The 26,243-nt window shown below is 74.1% G+C and carries 24 protein-coding genes; 11 read left to right on the top strand and 13 right to left on the bottom strand.

Annotation, left to right across the window (positions count from 1 at the left end):
- Positions 1 to 30: 30 nt before the first annotated feature.
- Both ACQYWQ_RS00765 and ACQYWQ_RS00760 read right to left on the bottom strand, forming a co-directional pair.
- Positions 31 to 624: a TMEM165/GDT1 family protein gene (locus ACQYWQ_RS00765; protein WP_431031890.1), complete on the bottom strand. Its 594-nt coding sequence runs from the start codon at positions 622 to 624 to the stop codon at positions 31 to 33.
- A gap of 313 nt (positions 625 to 937) precedes the next feature.
- Entirely contained in the window at positions 938 to 2,980 is a 2,043-nt protein-coding gene (locus ACQYWQ_RS00760) for a GTP-binding protein (RefSeq protein ID WP_431031889.1), read from the bottom strand.
- Between the two features lie 224 nt (positions 2,981 to 3,204).
- On the opposite strand from ACQYWQ_RS00760, the gene ACQYWQ_RS00755 reads away from it, so the two are divergent.
- Complete coding sequence (locus ACQYWQ_RS00755; protein ID WP_431031888.1) at positions 3,205 to 4,023, top strand: tyrosine-protein phosphatase; 819 nt, start codon at positions 3,205 to 3,207, stop codon at positions 4,021 to 4,023.
- Between the two features lie 30 nt (positions 4,024 to 4,053).
- Positions 4,054 to 5,019 (top strand): LLM class F420-dependent oxidoreductase, encoded by a 966-nt coding sequence (locus ACQYWQ_RS00750; RefSeq protein ID WP_431031887.1) that lies wholly within the window; start codon positions 4,054 to 4,056, stop codon positions 5,017 to 5,019.
- 99 nt (positions 5,020 to 5,118) lie between these two features.
- Here the strand turns inward: ACQYWQ_RS00750 and ACQYWQ_RS00745 are convergent, their stop codons facing one another.
- On the bottom strand, positions 5,119 to 5,889 hold the full coding sequence (locus ACQYWQ_RS00745) for an MgtC/SapB family protein (protein WP_431031886.1): 771 nt from the start codon (positions 5,887 to 5,889) through the stop codon (positions 5,119 to 5,121).
- A gap of 223 nt (positions 5,890 to 6,112) precedes the next feature.
- On the opposite strand from ACQYWQ_RS00745, the gene ACQYWQ_RS00740 reads away from it, so the two are divergent.
- From ACQYWQ_RS00740 to ACQYWQ_RS00730, 3 genes are all read left to right on the top strand, one after another.
- A complete protein-coding gene (locus ACQYWQ_RS00740) occupies positions 6,113 to 6,604 on the top strand; it encodes an ATP-binding protein (protein WP_431031885.1) in 492 nt (163 codons plus the stop codon).
- 82 nt (positions 6,605 to 6,686) lie between these two features.
- The gene (locus ACQYWQ_RS00735; protein WP_431031884.1) at positions 6,687 to 7,517 is read left to right on the top strand and encodes an SAM-dependent methyltransferase; all 831 of its coding nucleotides are present in this window, start codon (positions 6,687 to 6,689) and stop codon (positions 7,515 to 7,517) included.
- A gap of 118 nt (positions 7,518 to 7,635) precedes the next feature.
- The gene (locus tag ACQYWQ_RS00730) at positions 7,636 to 8,007 is read left to right on the top strand and encodes a YkvA family protein (protein ID WP_431031883.1); all 372 of its coding nucleotides are present in this window, start codon (positions 7,636 to 7,638) and stop codon (positions 8,005 to 8,007) included.
- A gap of 88 nt (positions 8,008 to 8,095) precedes the next feature.
- Here ACQYWQ_RS00730 and ACQYWQ_RS00725 read toward each other — a convergent pair whose 3' ends face one another.
- From ACQYWQ_RS00725 to ACQYWQ_RS00700, 6 genes are all read right to left on the bottom strand, one after another.
- On the bottom strand, positions 8,096 to 9,319 hold the full coding sequence (locus tag ACQYWQ_RS00725; RefSeq protein WP_431031882.1) for an aminotransferase class V-fold PLP-dependent enzyme: 1,224 nt from the start codon (positions 9,317 to 9,319) through the stop codon (positions 8,096 to 8,098).
- Positions 9,320 to 9,374: 55 nt separating this feature from the next.
- Positions 9,375 to 10,370, bottom strand: coding sequence for a threo-3-hydroxy-L-aspartate ammonia-lyase (locus tag ACQYWQ_RS00720; RefSeq protein ID WP_431031881.1), 996 nt, complete (start codon positions 10,368 to 10,370; stop codon positions 9,375 to 9,377).
- 35 nt (positions 10,371 to 10,405) lie between these two features.
- Positions 10,406 to 12,052 carry a murein biosynthesis integral membrane protein MurJ gene (murJ, locus tag ACQYWQ_RS00715; protein WP_431031880.1) on the bottom strand — a complete coding sequence of 549 codons (1,647 nt, stop codon included), beginning with the start codon at positions 12,050 to 12,052 and terminating at the stop codon, positions 10,406 to 10,408.
- A 10-nt stretch (positions 12,053 to 12,062) separates the two neighbouring features.
- A complete protein-coding gene (locus tag ACQYWQ_RS00710) occupies positions 12,063 to 13,325 on the bottom strand; it encodes a glycosyltransferase 87 family protein (protein ID WP_431031879.1) in 1,263 nt (420 codons plus the stop codon).
- A gap of 92 nt (positions 13,326 to 13,417) precedes the next feature.
- A complete protein-coding gene (locus ACQYWQ_RS00705) occupies positions 13,418 to 14,062 on the bottom strand; it encodes a response regulator transcription factor (RefSeq protein ID WP_431039024.1) in 645 nt (214 codons plus the stop codon).
- 22 nt (positions 14,063 to 14,084) lie between these two features.
- Positions 14,085 to 15,338: a sensor histidine kinase gene (locus tag ACQYWQ_RS00700; protein ID WP_431031878.1), complete on the bottom strand. Its 1,254-nt coding sequence runs from the start codon at positions 15,336 to 15,338 to the stop codon at positions 14,085 to 14,087.
- A 278-nt stretch (positions 15,339 to 15,616) separates the two neighbouring features.
- Between ACQYWQ_RS00700 and fdh the strand changes: the two genes are divergently transcribed.
- The 3 genes from fdh to nrfD are packed head-to-tail and all read left to right on the top strand — an operon-like array spanning position 15,617 to position 20,786.
- Positions 15,617 to 18,877 (top strand): formate dehydrogenase, encoded by a 3,261-nt coding sequence (gene fdh, locus ACQYWQ_RS00695; RefSeq protein ID WP_431031877.1) that lies wholly within the window; start codon positions 15,617 to 15,619, stop codon positions 18,875 to 18,877.
- Entirely contained in the window at positions 18,874 to 19,815 is a 942-nt protein-coding gene (locus ACQYWQ_RS00690; RefSeq protein ID WP_431031876.1) for a 4Fe-4S dicluster domain-containing protein, read from the top strand. Before fdh ends, ACQYWQ_RS00690 begins: the two co-directional genes overlap by 4 nt.
- Positions 19,812 to 20,786 (top strand): NrfD/PsrC family molybdoenzyme membrane anchor subunit, encoded by a 975-nt coding sequence (gene nrfD / locus ACQYWQ_RS00685; protein ID WP_431031875.1) that lies wholly within the window; start codon positions 19,812 to 19,814, stop codon positions 20,784 to 20,786. The genes ACQYWQ_RS00690 and nrfD overlap by 4 nt, the downstream gene beginning before the upstream one ends.
- 71 nt (positions 20,787 to 20,857) lie before the next feature.
- Here nrfD and ACQYWQ_RS00680 read toward each other — a convergent pair whose 3' ends face one another.
- The 3 genes from ACQYWQ_RS00680 to ACQYWQ_RS00670 form a co-directional block, all read right to left on the bottom strand.
- Positions 20,858 to 21,265 (bottom strand): rodlin, encoded by a 408-nt coding sequence (locus ACQYWQ_RS00680; RefSeq protein WP_431031874.1) that lies wholly within the window; start codon positions 21,263 to 21,265, stop codon positions 20,858 to 20,860.
- Between the two features lie 207 nt (positions 21,266 to 21,472).
- Positions 21,473 to 22,417 (bottom strand): ribose-phosphate diphosphokinase, encoded by a 945-nt coding sequence (locus ACQYWQ_RS00675; RefSeq protein WP_431031873.1) that lies wholly within the window; start codon positions 22,415 to 22,417, stop codon positions 21,473 to 21,475.
- A 38-nt stretch (positions 22,418 to 22,455) separates the two neighbouring features.
- Positions 22,456 to 23,199, bottom strand: a complete 744-nt coding sequence (locus ACQYWQ_RS00670) for a phosphotransferase (protein ID WP_431031872.1) — start codon at positions 23,197 to 23,199, stop codon at positions 22,456 to 22,458.
- 103 nt (positions 23,200 to 23,302) lie between these two features.
- Here ACQYWQ_RS00670 and ACQYWQ_RS00665 point away from each other — a divergent pair, with 103 nt between their 5' ends.
- Positions 23,303 to 23,584, top strand: coding sequence for a hypothetical protein (locus tag ACQYWQ_RS00665; protein WP_431031871.1), 282 nt, complete (start codon positions 23,303 to 23,305; stop codon positions 23,582 to 23,584).
- The gene (locus tag ACQYWQ_RS00660; protein WP_431031870.1) at positions 23,584 to 23,958 is read left to right on the top strand and encodes a toxin Doc; all 375 of its coding nucleotides are present in this window, start codon (positions 23,584 to 23,586) and stop codon (positions 23,956 to 23,958) included. Before ACQYWQ_RS00665 ends, ACQYWQ_RS00660 begins: the two co-directional genes overlap by 1 nt.
- On the opposite strand, the gene ACQYWQ_RS00655 is transcribed toward ACQYWQ_RS00660, so the two are convergent.
- Complete coding sequence (locus tag ACQYWQ_RS00655; protein ID WP_431031869.1) at positions 23,897 to 24,454, bottom strand: GNAT family N-acetyltransferase; 558 nt, start codon at positions 24,452 to 24,454, stop codon at positions 23,897 to 23,899. The two genes, ACQYWQ_RS00660 and ACQYWQ_RS00655, sit on opposite strands and share 62 nt — an antisense overlap.
- A 374-nt stretch (positions 24,455 to 24,828) precedes the next feature.
- Here ACQYWQ_RS00655 and ACQYWQ_RS00650 point away from each other — a divergent pair, with 374 nt between their 5' ends.
- Entirely contained in the window at positions 24,829 to 26,121 is a 1,293-nt protein-coding gene (locus ACQYWQ_RS00650; protein WP_431031868.1) for a YeeE/YedE family protein, read from the top strand.
- The last annotated feature ends 122 nt before the right edge of the window (positions 26,122 to 26,243 follow it).

Here is a 26,243-nt window from a genome sequence, read left to right as displayed (position 1 = left end):
CCTCACGCCGTGGTCCCCGCCCCGTGAGGATCACCCCACGAAGATCTCCACGAGCGACCAGATCGCCAGACCCGCCATGCAGATCCCGCCGATCCGCTGCACCGTCTTGAGCGGCACGCGCTTCGCGATGAACCGCCCGGCGAGCAGTGCGAGCGCCGACACGCTCATGAGCGCCGCCCACGCACCGATGGCGACCGAGAGCGTGCCGCGCGAGGCGGCGAGATTCGCGGTGGTGATCTGCGTCAGATCGCCCCACTCGCTGATGAAGACCGCCATGAACGCGGTCGTCCACACGGGCCAGAAGCCGGTCACCGTGCGACTGCTCGCCGCGTCCTCGTCGTCCGCGTCGTCCCCGGCGTCCGCACGGAGGAGGAGGACCGCGCCGAAACCGAAGAGCAGCGCGGAGACGAGCGAGACGATCCAGGAGGGCGCGAGCCCGATGAGGCTCCCCGCCGCGCACGCGATCACGACGTGCACGAGGAAGGCGCTGGAGGTGCCGAGCCACACGTAGAGGGGCCGCATCCGGGTCCCCATCGCCAGCGAGGCGAACATGGTCTTGTCGGGAAGCTCGGCGAGGAAGATGAGGCCGAAGGCCGTGACGATGGCGAGCGGATCGAGAGACATCGAAGCGGTGCCGGTCTTTCGTGAACGGGGCCGCGGCCGCGATCCGTGCGCCGCCCGGCGGGAAGGACCACTCGGCCACGGCACGACGAACGCGCCCACGGGGTCGCGGGCACGGTCCTGCCTGGCCGAAGGTCTCGTCCACCGCCCGTCGCGACGGGCGGCCCGGTCGCCGGGCCCCGCATCCGCCGTCCGGCGCACGCGTGGCCAGTATGTCGACATACCGGTATCGCGGGACTACTCCCCTTCGTCGCCGCCAAGACTAACAAGCCCGCACGGGTGCCACGGACCATGCCCGGAGCACCCGTGCCGGACCTCAGCGCCTTCCCCCCACCGGCACGCCGCGCACGACCCGCAGCAGATACGCCTCGCGATGCAGCGGATCGGCGTCGGTGCGCGCACGCCGGGGGACCTGCCCGCGCACGGGACGGTACGTGGCGAACTCCGTCTCCAGGACGCCTTCACCCCGGCTCGGGCCCGGCAGCAGCCGCCCCAGCTCGTGCACGCGCGCCGCCGGGACCTCGCCCTCGACGGTGTACGTGCCGCCCGCCGCGCGCGGGGCGCCCGGAACCGCGCCGAGCCGCCCGAGCAGCGGCAGCACCGCCCCGTACACCTCGCCGGGCACCTCCAAACGGAAGCGGTGCACGGGCTCCTCGACGACCGTGCCCGCCGCGCGCAGCGCCGACATGAGCACGAGCGGCGTCAGGAGCCGGAAGTCGCCCGCCGTGGACGACATCGACTTGTCGAAGACCGCGTGGCTGTGGCTCTGGCGCGGCCAGTAGCCGGAACGGAGGAGCGTCACCTCGCCGTCGACGACAGGCCAGCCGCGCAGTCCCTCGCCGAGCACCGCGTGGACGGTCTCCTCGATCGCCTTGAGGAACGCCGGAGGCAGCGAACCCGGCTCGATGCCGAGCCGGAAGACCGTGCCACTGCCGGGCGCCCCCGGGCTTACCCGCAGCCCGATCGTGGCGAGGAAGGGATTGCCGTCCCGCTCCCCGACCTCCACCGCGCTCCCCTCACCGCGCACGCGTTCCACGCACAGCGGGCGGCTGGCCCTGAACCCGGCCCGTACCCCGTACTCCTCCAGGAGCGTCGTCGCGATGACCTCCTTCTGCACCTCGCCGTAGAGCGAGACGGAGATCTCCTCGCGTGCCGGGTCGCGGCGCAGGCCGATGAGCGGGTCCTGCTCGGCCAGCTCGCTCAGGGCGGGCCACAGCGCGAGCGCGTCGGAGCGCCCCTCGGGCACGACGACGCTGCTCAGGCTCGGCGGCGCGAAGGCCGTCGCCCCCGAAGCCGCGGGGACCGCGCCGGGTGCGGCGCCCGTCCCGACGCGGTCGCCGATGCGGATGCCGGGCAGTCCGCGCACGACGGCGATCTGCCCGGCACGCGCCTCGCGCGCGGGCGCGGGGCCGCCGTCGGCGAAGACGTCGAGCCCGGTGAGCACGGCGCTCCTGCCGTCTCCGTACGGCACCCGCTCCCGTACGGAGAGCGTGCCCGCGTGCAGCCGCGCGTAGGCGCGGCGCTCACCGCCCCGCCCGCGCTCGATCTTGAAGACCGAGGCCGACAGCGGCGCCCCGGCATCGCCCCGCGCGGCGGGCAGCAGCGTCGCGAGTGCGGTGCGCAGCTCCTCGATCCCCGCGCCCGTGAGCGCCGAGCCGTACAGGACGGGGTGGACCCGTGCGGCGGCGACCGCGCCCCGCAGTTCACGGCCGAGGCGCGCGGGGGACAGGCCGCCGTCGATGTACGCGCCGAGCAGCGCGTCGTCGTGCGCGGTCAGCACCTCGCAGAGCGCCTCGGTGTACGCGGGCTCGTCCGGCGCGTAGGGCACGAAACGAGCGCCGGGCGTCCCTGCCCCGTGCGGCACGCCGAGCGGCACGACGCCGGGGCCGAGCCGCGCGCGCAGCTCACCGAGCAGTTCGCGCGCCCCGCGCCGGTCGATCTTGTTGACGAAGAGCAGCGTGGGGATGCCGAGCCGCCGCAGTGTGCGCAGCAGCACCCGCGTCTGCGGCTGCACGCCCTCGACCGCGGAGACGACGAGGACGGCCCCGTCCAGCACCGCGAGGACCCGCTCGACCTCCGCGATGAAGTCGGGGTGGCCAGGGGTGTCCACGAGATGGACGGTGCGGTCGCCGAGCGGGAAGGAGACGACGGCCGCCTTGATGGTGATCCCGCGCCGCCGCTCCAGGTCGAGCGAGTCGGTACGGGTCGTGCCCGCGTCGACGCTGCCGGGCTCGTCGAGCAGCCCAGCGGCGTGCAGGAGCCGTTCGGTCAGGCTGGTCTTACCGGCGTCGACGTGGGCGAGTACGCCGAGATTGAGGAGGGCCCGCGAAGGGGCCGTCCGAAGGTTGTGCGAGTGCACCCAGGTGCTCCGTGAGGTCGGAAGGAACGGCGATGGCCTGCGGAACGAACCAGTGCGCTCGGCGCATGGCGGGGCCTCCTCGAACGGAACGGATACGGGTGCGAACGGCCGCGGGGGCCCTGACGGGCCTTCAAGCGGACCGGGGAATGGTGCGGCCGAGCGGGCGGCCCCCGCAAGCGAATTACCGCTGCCGTTCCCCCGGGCGGCGCACAGGGCCGAGGACCGTGGACACACACCTCGCCTTCGACCGCCTGCACAACTTCCGCGACCTGGGCGGCTATCGGGCCCCCGGGGGGGGCTATCTCACCCGGCCCCGCGTCCGCTACCGCTCCGACAACCTCGCCAAGCTCCACGAGCCCGCGGCCGCCGCCGACCGCGAGCGTTTCGACGCGCTCGGCATCCGCACCGTCGTCGACCTGCGCCACGACGGGGAGTTCGCCCGCACAGGGCGCGTCCCCGCACGCGACGGTCTCGCCTTCCGCCACCTGGGCATCGAGCACCGCCCCGGGGACCAGGCGGCCACAGGACCACTCCCCGATCCCTGGCGGTACCTCGCAGGCAAGCTCGGCGAGATCCTCACGGACGGCGGCGAGGAGATCGCCCGGGTGCTCGACGTCCTCGCCCACGCCGAGGGCCCCGTCGTCTTCCACCGCGCCTCCGGCAAGGACCGCACAGGCGTCATCGCCGCGCTCGTCCTCACCCTTCTCGGCGTCGACCACGACACCGTCGCAGCCGACTTCGCCCTCACCGAGCACGCCACCGCGGCACTGCGCGCCGACCGGTCCGCGCGCGACGAGGGCCGCGAGCCCGGCCGGGAGCACTACGGGCGCGCCCCCGAGGCCGTTGTCCGGCACCTCGTCGACGACCTCGACAGCGAGTACGGCGGCGTGGCCGCCTACGGCGTGGCGATCGGCGTGCCCGGGACGACCGTCGCGGCTTTGCGCACCCGCCACCTCCTCCCTCTCCGGCTGCTCGTCCGAGTGCGCCCCCGCCGCGTGACCCGCGTATCTGTGCGACACCCGCTCGGCAGGTTTCGGGTTTGACGAGCCCTCCACGCGGTCACATCGAGAGCCATGCCCCGCATCGGATACACGCTCATGACCGAACAGGCAGGCCCCCGCGAGCTGGTGGCGCACGCGGTCGGTGCCGAGGAGGCCGGTTTCGACTTCTCCGTCATGTCCGACCACTACTTCCCCTGGCTACGGGAACAGGGCCACGCGCCCTACGCGTGGAGTGTCCTCGGCGCTGTCGCGCAGGCCACCGAGCGGCTCCCGCTCATGACGTACGTGACCTGCCCGACCGTGCGCTACCACCCCGTCGTCGTCGCCCAGAAGGCAGCGACCGTGCAGCTGCTCTCCCAGGGCCGCTTCCGGCTCGGCCTCGGCTCGGGCGAGAACCTCAACGAGCACGTCGTCGGGCGCGGCTGGCCGGCGGCGCCGGTCCGTATCGAGATGCTGGAGGAGGCCGTCGGCATCATCCGCGCCCTGCTCGACGGCGAGACCGTGCACCACGACGGCAAGCACTTCACCGTCCAGGACGCCAAGCTCTGGGACCTGCCCGAGACCGCCCCGCCGATCGGCGTCGCCGTATCGGGACCCCGCTCCTGCGCCCTCGCCGGCCGCCTCGCCGACCTCGTCATCGCCACCGAGCCCAAGGCCCAGCTCCTCGCGGACTTCGACCGCTTCGGCGGCACGGGCAAACCCCGCGTCGGCCAGCTCCCCGTCTCCTACGACCCCGACCGCGAGGCCGCGCTCACCCGCGCCCACGAGCAATTCCGCTGGTCACTGGGCCCCTGGCCGGTCAACGCCGAACTCCCCGGCCCGGTCTCCTTCGCCGGGGCCACGAGCGCCGTCACGCGCGAGGACGTCGCTGCCGCGATCCCCTGCGGCGACGACGTCGACGCCTTCGCCGAAGCGGTACGCGCCTACGCCGACGCGGGCTTCGACGAGATCGCCCTCATCCAGGTCGGCGGCGCCCACCAGGAGCCCTTCCTGCGCTGGGCGCGCGAGCGGCTGCTCCCCGCGCTGCGGAGGCGGTGAGCCCCGCGGGGGCGCGCGGGCCGGTACGGGCACGGGCCCCGGCACGGCCACGGGCCTCCGGTACGGGTACGGGGCGCCGCCCCGTACCCGTACCGCCGCTCACTCGCCCGCGTCGGCCCGGTCCGAGGTGACGTCGAGCACCCCGTCGAACTCGGAGAGCGAGGCGACGAGCGCGTACACGCTCCCCGAGCCCTCGACCTCCAGCCACACCGCCCGGGCCCCCGTCTCCAGTTCCTCCTCCTCTTCCAGCGGGTCCTTCTTCCTGGAGGGCCGCGCCGGTCGCTCGACGTTCACCTGCACGACCCGGAAACCCATGTCCGTGCACTCCTTGAGCACCCGGGAGAGGACCCCGCCGCCCGAGCGGTAGCTCAGCGTCAGGCCCGCCTGCTCCACCGAGGAGAGTGCGGGCAGCCACCGCGTGAGCCACGGGTAGCCCCGCACGACGAGGAAGTGCACGAGCGTCGCCGCGATGCCGAGCAGCGGCAGCCCGCCCCCGCAGGCCATCCCGATCGCACACGTCAGCCACACGGTCGCCGCCGTCGTCAGGCCCCGTACCGCGTCACGTCGTACGAAGATCAGGCCACCGCCGATGAAACCGATCCCCGAGATGATCTGCGCCGCGACCCGCGAGGGGTCGAACGACACGTTGTCGAGGCCGAGAACCGCGTTGAAACCGTGCTGCGAGACCTCCATGAACAGCGCGCTGCCCACCCCCACCAGCGTGTGGGTGCGCAGTCCCGCGCTCTTCTGCTGAACCGCCCGCTCGGCGCCGATGAGCGTCGAGAGCAGCAGCGCGAGCCCGATCTCCGCGAACTGACGGGCCCCCTGCCCGGCCGCCGGATCGAAGAGCGACATCGCCAGCGCCTGCATCCGCCCACCTTCCTTCCGCGCACACCGCCGGTGCCGCGGCGAACGCCCGGCACCGGTTCCGTACGCACATCCGTCACCGGCCGCCGACGAGCCTATCCACGCCCCACCCTGTGACCCCCCTCACACGCGCTGTCACGTGTGCGGCCCGCGGGCCGGGGTATCCGGCGAAAGCCGGGCACAGCACCGCGTCCCGGCGGAACACGCGCACGGGGGGCTGGAGACCATGAACGAGCACACGACGACGGCGCTTTACCCCGCGGTGGGATGCGTCCGCGCCGCGCACGGGGCCGCGGCGGCGGGACACGCGGCGCCCGCCCGGCCGCTGCACCACACCGCGCACTTCGACGGCACGCCCGGCAGTGTCGCCGCCGCGCGCGCCGTCACCACGCGCTTTCTCCACCGCCTCAGCGCCGAGTGGTGCGCGCACGTCCCCGAACGCACGACAGGTGACCTGCACCTCGTCGTCAGCGAACTCGCCACCAACGCCGAACGCCACGCAGGCGGCTTCCACGCCCTGGAGCTGACCGGCGACGCCACGCACGTCGTCGTCACCGTCCACGACACGAGCCCCGAGGCACCGAGCTTCCCCGCGCCCGACCCGGCCCGCGTCGGCGGCCACGGACTGGAGATCGTCCGCGCGCTCAGCCGCGAGATCCGCCTCGCGCGCACGCCCGGCGGCAAGTCCGTCGGCGCGGTCATCGACCTGCCCCGCTGAGCCCGCACCGCCCCGTCCGTCCCGCCGGGCGCCCCCGGTATCCTCCAGCGACACAGGCCCGCCGCAGGAAGGACCGCGCCCCATGACGCCCGAGGCGCTCGCCACCCTGATGGCGGGTCACGCCCACTCGCCCGCGGCCCAGCTCGCGCAGACCGCGCACCGCCACGCGCTCGCCGCGCACTGGAAGCCGCGCCCCGGCGCCAGGATCGTCGAGATCGGCTGCGGGCAGGGCGACACCACCGCCGTCCTCGCCGCGCTCGTCGGCCCCACCGGGCACGTCCTCGCCACCGACCCGGGCCCCGCCGACTACGGAGCGCCCGTCACCCTCGGCGACTCGCTGCGCCACCTCGCCGCCGGGCCGCTCGGCGACCGCATCCGCACGCGCCTCGGCTTCGACCTCGCGACCGCCCCGCCCGAGCCCGGCTTCGACGCCGTCGTCCTCGCGCACTGCTCCTGGTACATGGCGGACGCGGCGACCCTGCGGCACCTCCTGGAGCGCGCCAGGGCCTGGGCGCCCGTCCTGCACCTCGCCGAGTGGGACCCCGAACCTGCCGCCCCCGGACAACTCGCCCACCTCATCGCCGTCCGCCTCCAGGCCCACCTGGTGGCCGCCGGACTGCGCGGCGACGGCAACATCCGCACCCCGTTCTCACGCCCCCAGCTCCTGCGCCTCCTCGCCGGGACGGGCTGGCACGCGGGCCCCGCCGTCCCCGTCGCCACCGACGGACTCCACGACGCCGACTGGGAGATCGACGCGGCCGGGTACTGGCTCGAAGCGGCCCGCGCCCAGGGCGATCTGCCGCCCCACGCGCTCGACCTGGCCGAGAGCGAGGCCGACGTCCTGGCCGCGTGCGCGCGTACGGAGGGCAACGCGTGCCTCCCGGCGTGGACGGTCACGGCGACGGCCGCCTGAGCGGCGGCGCTCCCCGCTCCATACCCCCCGAACGGCGTGCGCTCACCCCCCCTCCCGCGGGTACACGGCCTTCAGGAGCGGGGGCGCGGGTCCCCGCGCGGCGGGCAGGGAGCCTCGCATGAGTGACGACACACGGGACCTGCTGATCGTGCTCGGCGTGGTCGCCGCCGCCGTGCTCGCCTTCGCCCTCGTCCTCGCGGTGCGCCTCGTGCGCACCCGCAGGACGCTGCGCGCCGCCGGGCTGCCCGCGGGCAAGCGCTGGGTCTTCTGGGGCGCCCTGCTCTACCTCGTCCTCCCCACCGACCTCGTCCCCGACCCCGTCTACCTCGACGACATCGGCGTCCTCCTCCTCGCCCTGCGCTCCCTGCGGGCCGGCGAGACGAGCGCGGCCGTACGGCACGTCGCCGGGCGGGCGGCGCGGGTCGACGGGGGCGGGCGGCGCAAGGAAGTGGGACGGGCGCCCGGGTACCCGCCCCGGCGGGAGCGGTGAGCCGAGACCGCCCGCGCCCCGACGCGGTTCCACCCCCCCCGGCGCCTCGGCCCTCAAGCCGCTCAACGCCCGAGCCGCCCAGCCCCCTTCAGCCCGCCTCGCGCTCCGCGGAGGCGAGCAGCGCGGGCAGCCGCTCCGCGAGGTACGCGTACTCCTCGGGACGGTTGTAGACGTGCGCCGACAGCCGCAGGAAACCGCGCCCGTCCCACGACGTGATCGACACCTCGCAGCGCAGTTCCTCGGCGACGCGGCGCTGGAGCGCCGCCGCGCGGTCGGGGTCGGTCGCGTGCACGGGCGAGAGGGGCACCAGGCGCATCGCGGGCGCCTCGTTCGCACGGACGCCCGAGAGGTCGGCGTGCAGCGCTTCGGCGAGGAGCGCCTGCGCCGCCGTGACCGTGCGGTTCATCGCCTCGCGCGCCGCGTCCCAGCCCCCGCGCCCGGCGAAGAACGCGAGCGAGTCCGGCACCGCGAGCCAGCCGGTCACGTCCTGCGTGCCCTGCTCGTCGAAGCTGCGCGGGAACGGGTAGGGGGCACCCCACGAGTTCACGAGCGGCACCAGCTCCTGCGCCACCGCCGCACGGGCCACGAGCACGGCGGTGCCGCGCGGCCCGCACACCCACTTGTGCAGGTTGCCCGTCCAGTAATCGGCCCCGGAGGCGTGCCGCAGCGGGTCGGCGAGCAGCCCCGGGGCGTGTGCCCCGTCGACCAGGACGCGTGCCCCCGCCGCGTGCGCCTCGGCGACGATCCCGGGGAGCGGGAGGAGCCGGGCGGTCGGTGAGGTGATCTGGTCCACGACGACGAGCGCCACCGGGGCACCCGAGGCGAGCTTCCCCGCGAAGAGCGACCTGATGTGCTCGGCGGACGCGTCGAGCGGCACGTGCAGCGTGTCCACGACGGCGCCGTGCAGCGCGGCTATGCGGCGCACGCCCATCGCGACCGCGCCGTAGGTGTGGTCCGTCATGAGGATGCGCGCGCCGCGCGGGAAGCGCAGCGAGGCAAGGACCGTGCTCGCGCCCGCGCTCGCGTTCGGCACGAAGGCGAGCGAGTCGGGCGCCGTACGCAGGAAGCCGGCCACCTCGGCGCGCGCGGCCGCGATCCGTTCGGTCAGCGTCCGCCACCACGCGTCCGGATTGCTCTCCATCTCGGCGCGCAGCACGGCGAGACGGGCGAGCACGGGGCGCGGCACGGTACCGAAGGAACCGTGGTTGAGGTGCCGCACCTCCGGGTCGAGCGCGAAGTCGGCGAACGTCGGGAGGCCCGCTGTCGCCCCGTCGTCACCGGTGTCCCCCGGCGTCTGCACCTGCGTCGTCATTCCTGGCCTTTCCTCGGAAGCGCGCGTGCCCGGTGGCACGGCCGCGCCCCCGAGGCTACGACGTACGCGTCCCGGCGAGCAGACCGGCGTACCGCTCCAGGTCCACGTTCCCGCCGCTCACCATGACCCCGACGCGCTTCCCCCGCCACCGCTCGGCGTCCGCGTACAGCGCGGCCAGCCCCAGCACGCCCGTCGGTTCGACGACGAGCTTGAGGTACGTGGCCAGATCCCGCATGCAGGGTGCGAGCGCCTCGTCGGGGGCCGTGAGGATGTCCGTGACGGCCTCCTTGACGAGCGGGAACGTGAGCGCGCCGAGCGCGAGGGTCTGGGCGCCGTCAGCGAGCGTGCGCGGCGGGTCGATCGTCACGATCTCGCCGCGCGCGAGGGACTGCCTGCCGTCGTCCCCGGCCTCCGGCTCCACGCCGAACAGCGCGCACTCCGGGGCCACCTCGCGCGCCACGAGCCCCGTTCCCGCGAGCAGCCCGCCCCCGCCGAGCGGCACGAACAGCGCGTCGAGCGGCCCCGTCTCGGCGAACAGCTCCAGGGCCGCCGTACCCGCGCCCGCGATGATGTCGGGGTGGTCGAACGGCGGCACGAACGTGAGCCCGTGACGTGCCGCGAGATCCGCGGCGATCGGCGCCGGGTCGCCCGCGTACCTGTCGTAGAGCACCACCTTGCCGCCGTAGCCGCGGGTCGCCGCGAGCTTGCTTTCGGGGGCGTCCTCGGGCATCACGATCGTCGCCTCGATGCCGAGCAGCCGCGCCGCCAGGGCGACCGCCTGCGCGTGATTGCCCGAGGAGTACGCGACGACGCCCGCGGCCCGCTGCTCCGCGTCGAGCCGGGACATCGCGTGGTAGGCGCCGCGGAACTTGAAGGCACCCATGCGCTGGAAGTTCTCGCACTTGAAGTGCACCTCCGCACCCGTGCGCGCGTCGAGCAGCCGCGAGCGCAGCACAGGGGTGCGGTGCGCGACACCCGAGATCCGGGCTGCGGCGGCCACGACGTCCTGGTAGCGGGGGAGTACGGGAGCGGGCGCGGCGTCAGCAGTCATGCGCGCGAGCCTAAGCCACGCGCCGAACTGCCGTCCTAGGCGGCCTTCCTGCGCGTGAAGCGGTCCAGCTCGCGGATGCCCAGGACCCGCGCGAGGAGCAGGTACACGATCCCGGCCACGAGCAGCGCCGCCACCAGGGCGAGCGCGAGGCCCATCGTGCCGGGCCGCTCGGCGACCCGTACGACGACGGCGGCGGCGACCGCGGCGGCGCCCGAGGCGACGAAGAGCCGCAGGTGTGCCGAGACGAGCTTCCCGCCGAGCCGTCTGCGGGTCTTCTTGCGCAGCAGCTTCGTCGTGACCACGAGCCCCACGAGGTAGCTCACGCCGTACGCCGCCGCCATCCCGACGACCGCCGACTTCGTCGGGAGCAGCAGGTGGCACGCGTAGGCGAGCACGATGTTCACCGCGGCGATGAGCGCGGCCATGAAGAACGGCGTCCGCGTGTCCTCGAAGGCGTAGAAGCCGCGCAGGAGCACGAACTGCATCGAGAACGGGATGAGCCCGGGCCCGAGCACCTGGAGCATCTGGCCGAGCGGCACCGTCGTCTTCACCGCGCCGTGCTGGAAGAGCAGGACCGCGATCTCCGGGCCCAGCGCCGCGAAGAGGAAGGCGGCGGGCACGATGAAGGCGTTCGTCATGCGCAGCGCCCGCGCGAGGTCCCCGCGCAGCTGCCGCAGCTCACCCGCGGCGGCCGCGCGGCTCAGCCGCGGCAGCAGCGCCGTCACCACGGACACCGTCACGAGTGACTGCGGCAGAATCCAGATCGTCTGCGCGTACGAGTACGCCGAGTACCCCGCGCCCGCGTCCGGCGCCTGCGTGTCGACGAGGTTCGCGTAGTGCGTCACGACCGTCATCGCCGTCAGGTTCGCGAGCACGAACAGCAGCGTCCAGCGCGCCGCGGCGAGCGAGGGACCGAGCCCCGTACCGCGCCAGTCGAAGCGCGGGCGGAAACGGAAACCGGCGGCGCGCGCGAAGGGGATGAGCGCGAGCGCCTGGAGCGCGAGCGCGCCCGTCGTGCCGATCCCGAGCCAGCGCACGTGCAGCGCCGTCACGCCCGCGACGTCCGAAGGGACCGTGAGCAGTGTCAGGTAGCCGCCGAACATCGCGATGAGGACGAAGTTGTTGAGGACGGGGGTCCACATCATCGCGCCGAAGCGTTCGCGCGCGTTGAGCACCTGCCCGTAGATCGCGTACAGCCCGTAGAAGAAGATCTGCGGCAGCAGGTACCGCGCGAACGTCACCGTCAGCTGGTACGCCTCGTGCTGGTCAGGGGTGTCGGGCAGGTACACGCTGACGATCTGCGGTGCGGCGAGCACGGCCGCGAGCGAGCCGATGCCGAGCACCACCAGGACGAGCGTGACGAGCCGCTGCTCGTAGGCGAGACCACCGTCGGAGTCGCGCATCCTGGCACGGACGAGCTGCGGCACGAGCACCGCGTTGAGCGCCCCGCCGATGAGCAGCGTGTACAGGCTCGTGGGAACCGTGTTCGCCGTGTTGTACGTGCTCGCGAGCAACCCGGTGCCGAGTGCGACCCCCTGGAGCACCTGCCGGATCAGTCCCGTCGCCCGCGAGGCCATCGTGCCGGCCGCCATGAGCAGCGAGGAGCGTGCGAGTCCGCTCTTTTTCTTGTGCCGCCCCCGAGCCTGCACACCGCCGGGGGCGGTGCGTATCCCCTCCGTCATGACGGGCACTCTATGGGGTCGCCGTTCCCGTCCTGTGACCGGTGGGCCCAGCAAGGTCCCTCCCACCTCGTGATACGTCCGTCCCGTCCCGTACCGTCCCGCTCTGCGTAGGACGCCCGGACACGAGCGGTGCCCAGCAGGACAGCGCGAAGGGCACGACGAAGTAGCCGAACCGCGAGGCGGGCGCGCACGCGAAGGCGGCCGACAGCCCCACCGCGAGCCGTACCGCGGCCGCGCCCGCCGTACGCGGCGGCCTGCGCACCAGCCACCACCCCACCCCGCACGCCGCGAGCAGCAGCGCGACCAGGGCGCACCACCACCCGGCGGGACCGAGCCCCGCGAGGAGCTGACCGGGCAGCGGGCTCGCCGCCGGGGTCGCGAGCCGCCCGTGGCCCGAGGGGAAGGCGAAGACCTGCTCCACGAGCACCCCCGGACTCACGAGGACCCACGGCAGGACGAGGACGGCGAGGGCCACGCAGGCACCGAGCGCGAGGGCGGCGAGGGCGGGCGCGGCGGTACGGGGCCGGGCCCTACGGGTACGGGCGCGCCCCACGAGCAGCGCGGCCGCGACGGCGAGCGCAGGGCACACCGTCCACTTCACCGCGCACCCGAGGCCGAGCACCACTCCCGCCCGGCCCGCCCGTCCCCGCCCCGCGAGCGCGAGCCCCAGGACGCACACCCCCGCCACCGGCAGGTCGACGCCGCTCACCACACAGGGGAGCGCGAAGGGCGGCGCCGCGCACAACAGGGCGAGACCACGCCCGTACCCCCGCGCACCTTCCGGGGGGCGCGCCGCCCCCAGACAGCCGAGGAACACCACCGCGCACCACACCCGCGCGTCCCCCAGCGGCCCGGGCAGCACGAGCGAGGGGAGACCGAGGAGCGCGGCCCCGGGGAGGTACGGGGTGTATTCCGTCACCCCCTCCGGCGCGCTCTCGTACGGGGTGCCCGCATGGACGAGGTGGTGCGCGGCCCGTTCCAGGACGAACACCTCGCTCTGCCCCGCCCCGCGCACGAGCAGGTACACCCCTGGCACCACGAGCGCGCCGCCCACCGCGCACCGCACGGCCCACCGCCCACGCCCCGCCCCCGCGCAGCACGCGGCGAGCGCGTACCCCGCGGCGGCGCAGCCGCCCCACACCCGGTGCGGGGCCAGCGCGCTCACCGCGCACAGACCCAGCGCGAAGACGCAGCACGCGAGGAGCAGCGCGCTCCACGCGCGGCCCGATACCCCGTCACGTTCCCGAAACCCCCGAAGTTCCCGAAGACTCATCCCTCCATTCCAGGAGGAGGAAAGGACCAGGTCACGGGCGGTAAGCGGAGTCCTGTGGTGGGGTTTCGCCTACCGCGGGACGGCGCCTTTCCTCACGCCTGCGCCCGCAGGTGGGCCAGGACCGCGAGGACCCTGCGGTTGCCCTCGGCCGGGTCGAGGCCGAGCTTCATGAAGATGTTGCTCGCGTGCTTGACGACCGCCGCCTCGGTCACGCCCAAGGTCTTCGCGATCGACTGGTTCGTCCCGCCCTCCGCCATGCGCGCCAGGACCTCCCGTTCGCGCGGGGTCAGCCTGCCGAGCGGGTGCGCCGCCGCGCGGTGGCCGAGCAGGACCCGGACCACCTCCGGGTCGATGACCGTCTCACCGGCCCCCACCCGCCGCAGCGCGTCCAGGAACTCGGCGACCTCGCCCACGCGGTCCTTCAGGAGGTAGCCGAGGCCACCGCCCCGCGGGCTCTCCAGGACGAGCCGCGTCGCGTACGCCGACGCGACGTACTGCGACAGGACGAGAACCGGCAGCCGCGGGCACGTGGCACGCAGCGCGAGCGCCGCGCGCAGCCCCTCGTCCTTGAAGCCCGGCGGCATCCGCACATCCGTCACCACGATGTCAGGGCGCTCCCGCTCCACCGCCTGCCGCAGCGTCTCGGCCTCGCCGACCGCGGCGACCACCTCGTGCCCGGCCCGTTCGAGCAGCTCCACGAGCCCCGCCCGCAACAACACCGCGTCCTCCGCGAGCACTACGCGCACGACGCCCCCACCGCTACTCCTCGCACGGCACCTCCACCCGTACCTCCGTCGGCCCGCCCTTCGGGCTCGACACCTCAAGACGTCCGTCCAGGACGGCGAGTCTCTCCGCGAGCCCGAGCAGCCCGCTGCCCGCGGCCGGATCGGCACCACCGCGGCCGTCGTCCCGCACCCGCAGCACGAGCCGCCCGCCCCGCAGCCGGGCGCTCACCAGGACCCGCGTACCGCCGCTGTGCCGCACCGCGTTCGTCAGCGTCTCCGTGATCGTGAAGTACGCCGTCGACTCGACCCGCGCGGGCAGGCGGTGCGGCAGCGCGATATCGACCTGTACCGGCAGCGGCCCGCGCCGCGCCACCTCGTCGACGGCGGCCGCGAGGCCGTGATCCGTGAGCACCTGCGGATGGATGCCGCGCACCAGCTCGCGCAACTGCTCCAGCGCCCGCCGCGCCTCGCCCCGCGCCCGCTCCACGAGCGCGGCACCCGGGGCCTCGTCGTCGCCCAGCTCCATGCGCGCCAGACCGAGCGTCATCGTCAGGGCCACGAGCTGCTGCTGCGCCCCGTCGTGCAGATCCCGCTCGATGCGGCGGCGCTCTGCCTCGAAGGCGTCGGCGAGCCTGGCCCGCGAGCGGGTCAGCTCGATGACCCGCTCGCCCGCGCGCGGGGCGAGCATCGCGCGGGCGAGCCGCGCCCGTGCGGCGGCGAGGAGCACACACAGCCAGGCCAGGAGGACCAGGGAGACGAGCCCCGCGCCCGTGAACCACAGCCCGGCCCAGGGGCCGGGCACCGCCCGCCCCGGGATGATCATCACCGGCTCGGGGGCGAGCGCGCCCACGACGAGCGGCGTCAGGAGGAGCACGACGGCGAAGCCGAGCAGCGTGAGCAGCCCGAGTGCCACCGCCGCGTCGAGCACACCGAGGGCGAGCGCGTAGCCGCACCAACGCCACGTCACGGCCTCGCCGAGCGCGCGGACCCCGCGCCGTACGCGCGCCGGGCGCGCCGGGACCGCGCCGCCGAGCAGGCGCAGCCTCCGGGCCTCGAAGCGCGCGGCGGGCACCCCGGGAACGGCGGTCACGAGCAGCGCGAGCCCCGTGAGCACGAAGAGCAGACACCACCACGGCCGCGCCGAGCCCAGGAACGCGAGCGGACGCAGCGCGGCGGCCCGCACGTCCGCCGCGTACGCCCGTACCTCCGCGCCCCGCGCCGCCCGCCCCCCGCTCGCCCGCACCTCCACGGCGACCGCCCCCGCCAGACCCTCCGCTTCCTTCGCCATCCCGTCCTTCCGGCCCTCGCGCGCCGCCCGGCGGCCCCGCCCCGGAGCCCCACCCGGTCAGCCTAACGACCGCCGGAATCCGTGCACGCGCGACGAATTCCCCCCGCGCGCGACGCGCGGCGCCCGTGACGGGTACCCGGCCCCCCGCTCGGGGCGCCCCGGGCCCGTGCCCCGCCACCCGCCCGGGGCCCGCCCGCTCGCCGGAGCCCGCGCTCGCGGGGATCGTCGGGAGGGGAACCGTCCGGCCCCGGCCGGAGCCGCCGTCACGGGAGTACGCGATGGGCCTGCGCACCTGGATCACCGACTGGCCGGTCTACCGGCAGCTCACCGGGACCGACCCGCTCGGCCGCGGGCACGCCGCACGCTCGCCCGTGACCGACGGGCTGCGCCCCCGTACCGCGAGCGCGGACCGCGTCGTCGGCTCCGTGTGCCCGTACTGCGCCGTCGGCTGCGGCCAGCAGGTGTACGTCAAGGACGAGAAGGTCGTGCAGATCGAGGGCGACCCCGCGTCGCCCGTCAGCCGCGGCCGCCTGTGCCCCAAGGGCTCCGCCTCGCTCCAGCTGACGACGGGCCCGGCACGCCGCCACGAGGTCCTCTACCGCAGGCCGTACGGCACCGACTGGGAGCGGCTCGACCTGGAGACGGCGATGGACATGGTCGCCGAACGCGTGATCCGCACCCGCGCCGAGACCTGGGAGTGGGAGCGCGACGGGGTGCGCACCGCGCGCACGATGGGCATCGCGAGCCTCGGCGGCGCGACGCTCGACAACGAGGAGAACTACCTCATCAAGAAGTTCCTCACGGCCCTCGGTGTCGTGCAGGTCGAGAACCAGGCCCGCGTGTGCCACAGCTCCACCGTCTCCGGGCTCGGCACCTCCTTCGGGCGCGGCGGCGCGACGACGTTCCTCCAGGACCTGCGGCACAGCGACTGCATCATCATCCAGGGCTCCAACTTCGCCGAGGCCCACCCCGTCGGCTTCCAGTGGGTCATGGAGGCGAAGAAGCGCGGCGCCAGGGTCATCCACGTCGACCCGCGTTTCAGCCGCACGAGCGCCCTCGCCGACACCCATGTCCCGCTGCGCGCCGGGACCGACATCGTGCTCCTCGGTGCCCTCATCAACCACGTGCTCACCGAGGAGAAAGACTTCCGCGAGTACGTCGTCCACTACACCAACGCCGCGAGCCTCGTGGGCGAGGACTTCCGCGACACCGAGGACCTCGACGGCCTCTTCTCCGGCTACGACCCGGACACCGGACGCTACGACCCGCTCAGCTGGCAGTACGAGGGCGTCGACGTGCAGGCCCCGACCGGCGACCCCGACGAGCTGTACGAGGAACGGGCACGCGAGTACGCGGGCTCCGAGGCGCACGGCTCCGGCGGCGCGCAGTCCCCAGGGGTCCCGCCGCGCGACGAGACCCTCCAGCACCCGCGCTGCGTCTACCAGGTGCTCAAACGGCACTTCGCCCGCTACACGCCCGCACTCGTGGAGGAGACGTGCGGCATCCCGCGCGCCCTCTTCGACGCCCTGTGCGAGGCCGTCACGAGCAACTCGGGTCCCGAGCGCACCACCGCCTTCTGCTACGCGGTCGGCTGGACCCAGCACACGGTCGGCTCCCAGTACATCCGTGCCGCCAGCATCCTCCAGCTCCTCCTCGGCAACATCGGCCGCCCAGGCGGCGGCATCATGGCGCTGCGCGGCCACGCCTCCATCCAGGGCTCCAGCGACATCCCGACACTCTTCAACCTCCTCCCCGGCTACCTGCCCATGCCGCACGCCCACGCGCACCAGACGCTCGACACGTTCATCGACGCGACCCGCACCGACAAGGGCTACTGGGCCGACATGCGCGCCTACATGGTCAGCCTCCTCACCGCCTGGTTCGGCGAGGCGGCGAGCGAGGAGAACGACTGGTGCTTCGGCCACCTGCCCCGGCTCACCGGCGCGCACAACACCTACGAGACCGTCATGGCGCAACTCGACGGCACCTGCAAGGGCTACTTCCTCATGGGCGAGAACCCCGCGGTGGGCTCCGCCAACACCCGCCTGCAACGCCTCGGCATGGCGAAGCTCGACTGGCTCGTCGTCCGCGACTTCAGCCTCATCGAATCGGCGACCTGGTGGCAGGACGGGCCCGAGATCGAGACCGGGGAACTGCGCACCGAGCAGATCCCCACCGAGGTCTTCTTCTTCCCCGCCGCCGCGCACACCGAGAAGTCGGGGTCCTTCACCAACACCAACCGCTGGGTGCAGTGGCGGCACGCCGCCGTCGAGCCCGAGGGCGAGGCCCGCAGCGACCTGTGGTTCATGTACCACCTCGGCCGCCGCGTCAAGGAACGCCTCGCCGCCTCCACGGACCCGCGCGACAAGGCGGTCCAGGACGTCACGTGGGACTACCCCGTCGAAGGCCCGCTCAAGGAACCGGTCGCCGAAGCGGTGCTCGCCGAGATCAACGGCAAGGTACGCGGCGGCGGTCCCCTCTCCGCGTACACCCAGCTCAAGGAGGACGGCTCGACCTCCTGCGGCTGCTGGATCTACTGCGGGATCTACGCGGACGGCGTCAACCAGGCCGCGCGCCGCCCGCCCGCCGCGGAGCAGGGCCCGGTGGCGGGGGAGTGGGCCTGGGCCTGGCCCGCCAACCGCCGCATGCTCTACAACCGCGCCTCGGCCGCACCGGACGGCACGCCGTGGAGCGCGCGCAAGAAGTACGTGTGGTGGGACGGCGACGCCGGTGAGTGGACCGGTGACGACGTGCCCGACTTCCCCGCGCGCCTCGCCCCCGGGCACGTACCGCCCGACGACGCCGCGGGCGTCGCAGCGCTGCGCGGTGACGATCCGTTCATCATGCAGGCCGACGGCAAGGGCTGGCTCTACGCCCCCGCCGGACTCGACGACGGGCCCTTGCCCGCGCACTACGAGCCCCAGGACTCGCCGTTCCGCAACCCCCTGTACGGGGCCGCGTCGCGCGCCCCCGCCCGCAAGGTCTTCTCGCACGAGGGCAACCGCTACCACCCGAGCGGCGAGGAACCCGGCAGCGACGTCTACCCGTACATCCTCACGACCCACCGCCTCACCGAGCACTTCACGGCGGGCGGCATGAGCCGCTGGTCCCCGTACCTCGCCGAACTGCAACCGGAGTTCTTCTGCGAACTCTCGCCGCAGCTCGCGCGGGAGCGCGGTCTCACGCACGGCGGCTGGGCGACCCTCATCACCGCCCGCAACGCGATCGAGGCCCGCGTCCTCGTCACGGACCGCATGAGACCCCTGGTCGTGCACGGCCGTACGGTCCACCAGATCGGGATGCCCTTCCACTGGGGCCCCAACGGCGTCGTCACGGGCGACGCGGCCAACGAACTCATGGCGATCAGCCTCGACGCCGACGCGCACATCCAGGAGGACAAGGCCCTCACCGCCGACATCCGGCCGGGTCGTCGCCCCCGGGGGCCGGACCTGCCCGCCCTCGTCGCCGACTACCGCCGCCGCGCCGGCATCACGGCGCGCACGGGGACCGAGCGCCCGCACGCCGAGGAGACCCGATGACCGACACGACCGCGCACCGCCTGCTCTCCGGACCCGAACCCGATCCGGCGGGCGACGCGGGCTACGAGGAACATCCGGCCCGCGTCGGTTTCTTCACCGACACCTCCGTGTGCATCGGCTGCAAGGCCTGCGAAGTGGCGTGCAAGGAGTGGAACACCGTCCCCGAGGACGGACTCAGCCTGAGCGCCATGTCCTACGACAACACCCTGGACCTCGGTGCCTCGGCCTGGCGGCACGTCGCCTTCGTCGAACAGGCCCGCCCCGTCGAGGTCACCGAGCCGCCGGGCCCGGGCGACCGCACGAGCCTCCCGCTCGCCGACCCCGGACAGGGCCTGCCCGACCAGGGCGTGCGCTGGCTCATGTCCTCGGACGTCTGCAAGCACTGCACGCACGCCGCCTGCCTCGACGTCTGCCCGACCGGCTCACTCTTCCGCACCGAGTTCGGCACCGTCGTCGTCCAGCAGGACATCTGCAACGGCTGCGGCTACTGCGTCAGCGCCTGCCCCTACGGCGTCATCGAGCAGCGCGAGGGCGACGGCCGCGCCTTCAAGTGCACGATGTGCTACGACCGGCTCGGCGCCGGACAGGAACCCGCCTGCGCCAAGGCGTGCCCCACCGAGTCCATCCAGTTCGGGCCGCTCGACGAACTCCGCGAACGCGCCGCCCTCCGGGTCGACCAGCTGCACGAGGCAGGCGTCACCGATGCCCGCCTCTACGGCCACGCGCCGGACGACGGCGTCGGCGGCGACGGCGCCTTCTTCCTCCTCCTCGACGAACCCGAGGTCTACGGACTCCCGCCCGACCCGGTCGTCACGACCCGAGACCTGCCCGCGATGTGGAAACACGCGGGGCTCGCCGCGCTCGGCCTGCTCACCACGATGACCACGGCCCACCTCCTGCCCGCCGCCCTCAGCGCCCTGCGAAAGGCCCGCCGATGACCGCCCCCGCCGAGACCGGGCCGGAGCGCCCCCGGCGCAGCAAAGGCAAACGCGGCGAACGACTCCTCGTCCCGCGCGCCGAGTTCACCTCGTACTACGGCCGCCCGATCCTCAAGAAACCCTCCTGGGCCGCGAGCGACATCGCCGGGTACTTCTTCCTCGGCGGCCTCGCGGGCGCCGGGTCCGTGCTCGCCGCCGGGGCCCACCTCACCGGGCGGCACACGACGGCACGCGCGCTGAAGGTCTCCTCGCTCGGCGCCGTCGGCCTCTCTGCGGCCGCCCTCGTGCACGACCTCGGCCGGCCCGACCGCTTCGTCAACATGCTGCGCGTCCTCAAGCCCACTTCGCCGATGAGCGTCGGCTCCTGGCTCCTCAGCGGCTACGGGTCCTTCGCCGGTCTCGCCGCGCTCACCGCCGTCTCCGGGCGTCTGCCGCGCCTCGGCACCGCGGCGACGGCCGGCTCCGCGCTCACCGGGTCGGCCCTCGCCACGTACACCGCCGTGCTCGCCGCCGACACGGCCGTACCGGCCTGGCACGGCGTCCACCGCGAACTCCCGTACCTCTTCGCCGCTTCGGCGACCGCCGCCGCATCCGGCGCCGCCCTCGTCCTCGGCCCCCCGCGCGAGCACGGTCCCGCGCGCTGCGCCGCGGCGCTCGCCGCCGCGGGGGACCTCCTCGCGAGCCGGGGCGCGGAGCGTGCCCTCGGTGAACCCGTCGCCGAGACCTGGCGCGAGGGACGCGGGGGCGCCCTGCTGCGCTCCGCCCGCGTGCTCACCGTCGCGGGCGCCGCCGCCGCGCTCGCCGGGCCGCGCCTGGGCCGGACGGGGACCGCGCTCGGCGGGCTCGCGCTCCTCGCGGGTTCCGCCTGCACCCGCTTCGGCGTCTTCGCCGCCGGGGTCGCCTCGACCGAGGACCCGCGCTACGTCGTGGAACCCCAGCGGGCACGGCTCGCCGCGCGCGCCGGAGCCTGAACACGCCGGTGGCCGGCCCCTTCCGTACGTACGCCGTACGGAAGGGGCCGGCCACCGGGCCCCGCGGGCGGTCAGCCGTTGCGCACGCCGTTCGCGGACAGGACCGGGATGTCCTCCACGAGGTGCGACAGGGGCTCGTCGCCCTTCGCCTGCGTGGAGTTCTCCGCGCACTGCTGGTTCTGCGGCGAGGACAGGACGTTGACGTCCTGCACGGCGACCGGCACGAGGAGACCCACGAGCGAGCCGGCGTTGGCCTTGACCGGCACGCCCAGGCACAGCTTGTTGAGGCTGTCGCTCACGAGGCTGGCCTGCGGGCTCTGGTCGCCGAGCGTGGTCGCGTTGCCGAACGCGTCCGCGGCGCCGTTGCCGCTCACCGAGGTGGTGCCGCCGTCGTCGGCGAGCGCCATCGCGGGGGCCGCGGCCATCGCGACACCGGCGACGGACGCGGACATCGCGGCGGCGGCGAGGTACTTCTTCATGAAACGTGCTCCTGATGAGTCGGACTGCGTGACCACCCGGCGGACACGGGGGCCCGGGACGGCCGGCGCCCCGTGGGCGGGGCACGCTGCACAACAGCTCAGCGCCGTCCTGGTTTCGCCCCGTCCCCCGTACGGAGCATCCCGCGCCACCACCCGTGACCGGCCGCGACCTGGGACGTTGGAGGCGGTCACGCCGCCGGACGACTCCTACAGCCCGTCGAAGAGCGCGCTCACCGACTCGCCGTTGTGGATGCGCCGCACCGCCTCGGCGAGCGCGGGCGCCACCGAGAGCACCGTCAGCTTCTCGGTGCGCTCGGCCTCGGGGACCGGCACCGAATTGGTGCAGACGATCTCCAGGACCTCGGGCTGCTCGCTCAGCCGCTTGAGCGCGCCCGAGGCGAAGAGCCCGTGCGTACACGCGACCCGTACCGAACGCGCCCCCAGCTCCCGCAGCCGGTCGAGGAGTTCGAGAACCGTGCTGCCCTTCGCGATCTCGTCGTCCAGGACGATGACGTCCCGGTCGGCGACATCCCCGATGACCGCGCTGATCGACACCTTGTCGTCCTCGAAGCGCTGCTTGGCGCCCGCCGCGACCCGCGTCCCGAGGAGCCGCGCGAAGGCCGCGGCCTCCTTCGCGTTGCCGAGGTCGGGCGAGACCACCGTCGTGTTCGACAGGTCCAGCTTGCGGAAGTGCGTCGCGAGTTCGCGCAGCGCGTGCAGGTGGTCGACGGGGACCGAGAAGAAGCCGTGCACCTGCGGCGAGTGCAGGGTCAGCGCGAGGACCCTGCTCGCGCCCGCCGTCACGAGGAGGTCGGCGACGAGCCGCCCGCCCAGCGAGATGCGCGGCATGTCCTTCTTGTCGGATCGGGCGTAGGAGTAGTGCGGCATGACGACGGTGATGCGGCCCGCCGAAGCCCCGCGCGCCGCGTCGCACATCATGAGCAGTTCGACGAGGTGCTCCTGCACGGGCGCGACGAGCGGCTGGATCAGGAACACGTCCCGCTCCCGGCAGTTCGCCGCCAGCTGCACCTCCAGGCAGTCGTTGGCGAAGCGGTTGATCCGCGCGGGCGAGAGCGGCACTTCCAGGTGCCGGCACACCTCCGCCGCGAGTTCGGGATGGGCACTACCACTGAAGACGGCGATGTCTCGCACGAACCGGCTCTCCTACGGTCTTGGGGGCGTCGGTCGGTCTACGGCTGCCGTCGGGCATCGTAGCGAGCACGCGAGCGCTCCCAGAGCGGGGGGAGGAGCGCGAAAGCCCGCGCGGGGAGCGCGCGTTCCCCGGCCGTGAGCCCCGGTATCGCCTCGCGCCGCTCCCTGGCCGCCGTCAGGTACGTGCCCAGCTCGGGCGGCGCGAGCGCCAGGAACTCGGGCAGGAACAGCTCGACGAGCGCGGGGACGTCGAGCCGCAGCGCCGCCTCGGCGAGGATCAGCGCGCTCGACGCCCAGTCGAGCCCCGGCGGCCCCACCGCCGCCGACTCCCAGTCGATGACGACCGGCCCCGCCGGGGAGAGCAGCACGTTCTCGGGGTGCAGGTCGAGATGGAGCAAGCGGTGCCCGGCGGGCGCGTCGGCGGGGGCGGGCACGCGGTGCAGCCGCCGCAGGAGACCGGCGAGCAGCGCGGCGCCCTCCGCCGTGCCGGTGTCCCCGGCCGCGAGCGACTGCGCGAGCGTCGGCCCCGCGATCCGCGCCACGACCATCTCGTCGACGGCGAAGGGGCCCGGGCGCAGGGCGGGGAGCGGATAGCCGTAGGAGGCGATACGGCGCATCACCTCCGCCTCCGCCGCGGTGTCCCGCGCCGAGCGGTACCTGCGCACCACCCACTCCTCGCCGAGCGCGTACACGTCGGCGCTGCGCCCGGAACCGATCAGCTCGCCCCGCGCCCGGTCTGTCGCCCCGTCAGCGGCCGCATCCGTCGACTTGTCTGCCGTCATGACCGGAATACCACCACGTCAGCACCGAACTTGTCCGTGCCTTCGGTCACTTGACGCCCGATTACCCTTCACGGGCTGGTACCGGCTAGGTACCCTGGCCCGCATGCCGTCACTCAACGTGTCCTTCACCGAAGAGGAGCTGGAAGGCGTCAGGGCCGCGGCGGCGGCCGAGGGCAAGAGCCTCAAGCAGTATCTGCACGACCTCGGCGTGCGGGAGCACCAGCGCAGGCAGTTCGTCTCGGGCGCGCTGGACTGGGGCGACCGGCTGCGTGAGGAGTTCGACGCGGCCTTTCCCACCGAGATACCCCCGCGGCGACGCGCGTCCGGCCACAGTGGCGCGCAGGCCCGCGGGCACGGCCACGGCGGAGGGAAGAGCGTCGCCTGATGGCCCTGTTCGTGGATGTGGCCTGGCTCCTCGACGTCCAGGAGCAGGCCGTGCCCGAGGACGTCTCCGTCGCCGACTACTCGGCGCTCGTCGCCGCCGTCTCACGGCACCGCACCACCATGCCGACCCTCGCCGCCTCCGACCCCGACGCGGCCTGGCGCGCCGCCGCGCTCCTCCACACGATCGTCCGCCTCGAACCCCTTCCGCACCGCAACTCCCTGTACGCGGCACAGGTCGCCGCCCAGTACATGGGCCAGTGCGGCGAGGGCATAGACCCGCCCTACGGGGCACTCTCCGAGCTGATCAAGGAGATCAGCGCGGACCGCGCGGACCTGTACGCGGTGGCGGAACGGCTGCGCGGCTGGCGGATCTGAGCCGGAGCAGCAGCGTGTCCGCGTCCCCCTCGCGTCCCACGCGCACGAAGCCGCGCCCCTCGTAGAGCCGCCGCGCCCTGTTGCCGTCCTCGACGCTCAGGCTCAGCGCCGCGCACCCGGCCGCGGCCGCCGCCAGGACCAGCGCGTCGAGCAGTGCGCCGCCCACGCCCCTGCCCCGCTGTCCGGGCACGACGGCGAGCGTCAACTCCGGGATGTGCGGCGCGACATGCCCGTATCCCGGGTCCTCGGCCGGGAAGCTGCGCGCCCACGCGGCCCCCAGCCCGCGCCCCCGCGCGTCCTCCGCGACGACGCCGAGGTCACCGGCTTGCGGCCAGCCGCTCACGTAGTGCGCGGCCGGCGGCAGCGCCAGGAGCGCGGCACGGGTGAAGCGCGGGCGGTCCCAGTTGAAGGCCTCCAGGAGCATCCGCTCCAGGAAGGGGGCGTCCCCCGCCTGCGCGGGGCGCAGGCGGGGCGCCGGGTGTCTCGTGTCCGTCACGCGCACTGTCTACCGCCGGGCCCGGGCCCCGGCGAACGAGTTTCGGCGGTGACTCGTCTCACTCCTCAGTGGTTTTCGTCCCGTATGACGAGACGAGGGGGCGACGTCGGCCATATGTCTGATTATCGTGTCCGCATGCACGGACCGGCACGCACTCTCAGCCTGGCGCTCTTCGCCGCCACTTCCTGGAGCGTTGACGACGCTCTGTGTCGTCGCTGACACCTGGCCCCGTCCGTACGCGCACCCGGTGACGCACCCCCGTTCCCCCTGTACCTCCGCGCGTCCCGCCATCCGGACAGTCGCGTCCACCCAGCGAACCGCCCGTCCCCCTGGGCCGCCGCGTCGCACCGTATCCCCGCCCGAAAGGCACCCCCGTGACCACCGCCCCCGCTCCCACGGCGGACACCCCGGCAACCCGCAGGGGACCGCTCGCCCCCGTACCCACGAGCACCCCGCCCCCTGCCGCCGAGCCCCTGCCGCCCGTCAACAGGATCCCGCTCGCCCTCGCCGCCGTCATCGGCGCCGGGCTCACCGCCTGGACCTGGGCCGAGCACGGCGCCAAGCCCGGTGTCCTGCTCCTGCTCGGCATCGCCCTCGGCGTCGCGCTCTTCCACTCCCGCTTCGGCTTCACCTCCGCCTGGCGGCAGCTCATCGCCGTCGGCAACGGCACGGGACTGCGCGCCCACACCCTCCTTCTCGGCACCACCGCGGCACTCTTCGCGCTCATCATCGGCACAGGGACCGGGCTCTTCGGCACCACGCCCGCGCCGAGCGCGGGTCCCATCGGTCTCGGCCTGCTCATCGGCGCTTTCCTCTTCGCCGTCGGGATGCAGCTGGGCGGCGCCTGCGCGTCGGGGACCCTCTTCGCGGTCGGCTCGGGACAGAGCACGATCGTCCTCACACTCGCCGGATTCATCGCGGGATCGACGCTCGCCGCCTGGCAGTGGGAGCTGTGGCGCGACCTCCCCGCCGCCGATCCCTTCCTCTTCTCGGACCACTTCGGCGGCTGGGGCGGCTCCGTCGCCGTCACCCTCGTCGCCCTCGCCGTCGTGTACGTCGTCGCGCGCCGGATCCAGGCGCGCCGCAACCCGCCGCCCATCGGTGTGCCGCCGTCCGCGCGCACGACGGCGGCGCGCGTGCTGCGCGGCTCCTGGACGCTGTGGGCGGGCGCCCTCGTCCTCGCCGTCCTCGGCGCCGGCGTGCTCCTCGTCTCGGGCGGCGCCTGGGGCGTCACGAGCGCCTTCGCGCTGTGGGGCAGCCGTATCGCCGACCTGCTCGGTGGCGACCCCTCGGGGTGGGCGTACTGGCAGCAGGCGGGCAACGCGGCACAGCTGCACGGCCCGCTGCTCGCCGACAAGAACAGCCTCACGGACTTCGGCATCATGATCGGCGCCGGTGTCGCGGCCGCCGCGGGCGGCGTATGGACCCTGCACCGCTCGATCCCGGCGCGCACCGCGCTCGCGGGCGTGCTCGGCGGTGTCCTCATGGGCATCGGCGCGCGCATGGCGGGCGGCTGCAACATCGGCGCCTACCTCGCCGGTATCGCTTCGGGCAGCCTGCACGGCTGGATCTGGGGCGCGGTCGCGCTCCTCGGCACGTACGCGGGACTCAAGCTGCGCCCGCTCTTCGGCCTCGGCAACCCGAAGCCCACCGACAGCGTCTGCTGACGCGTCGCCCCGGGGGGCCGCTCACTCGCCTGCGGCGGGGGAGCGGCCCCGTTCGCGTGTGGCGTCAGGGACACGTGGTACGTGAGGAAAGGAACGGGCCCCGGCCGGGGCCCCGGCACAAG

Source organism: Streptomyces sp. P6-2-1 (assembly GCF_050613165.1).
Lineage (GTDB): Bacteria > Actinomycetota > Actinomycetes > Streptomycetales > Streptomycetaceae > Streptomyces.
The sequence above is the reverse complement of the archived record's forward strand: the minus strand, read 5'-3'. Positions and strand labels throughout refer to the sequence as shown.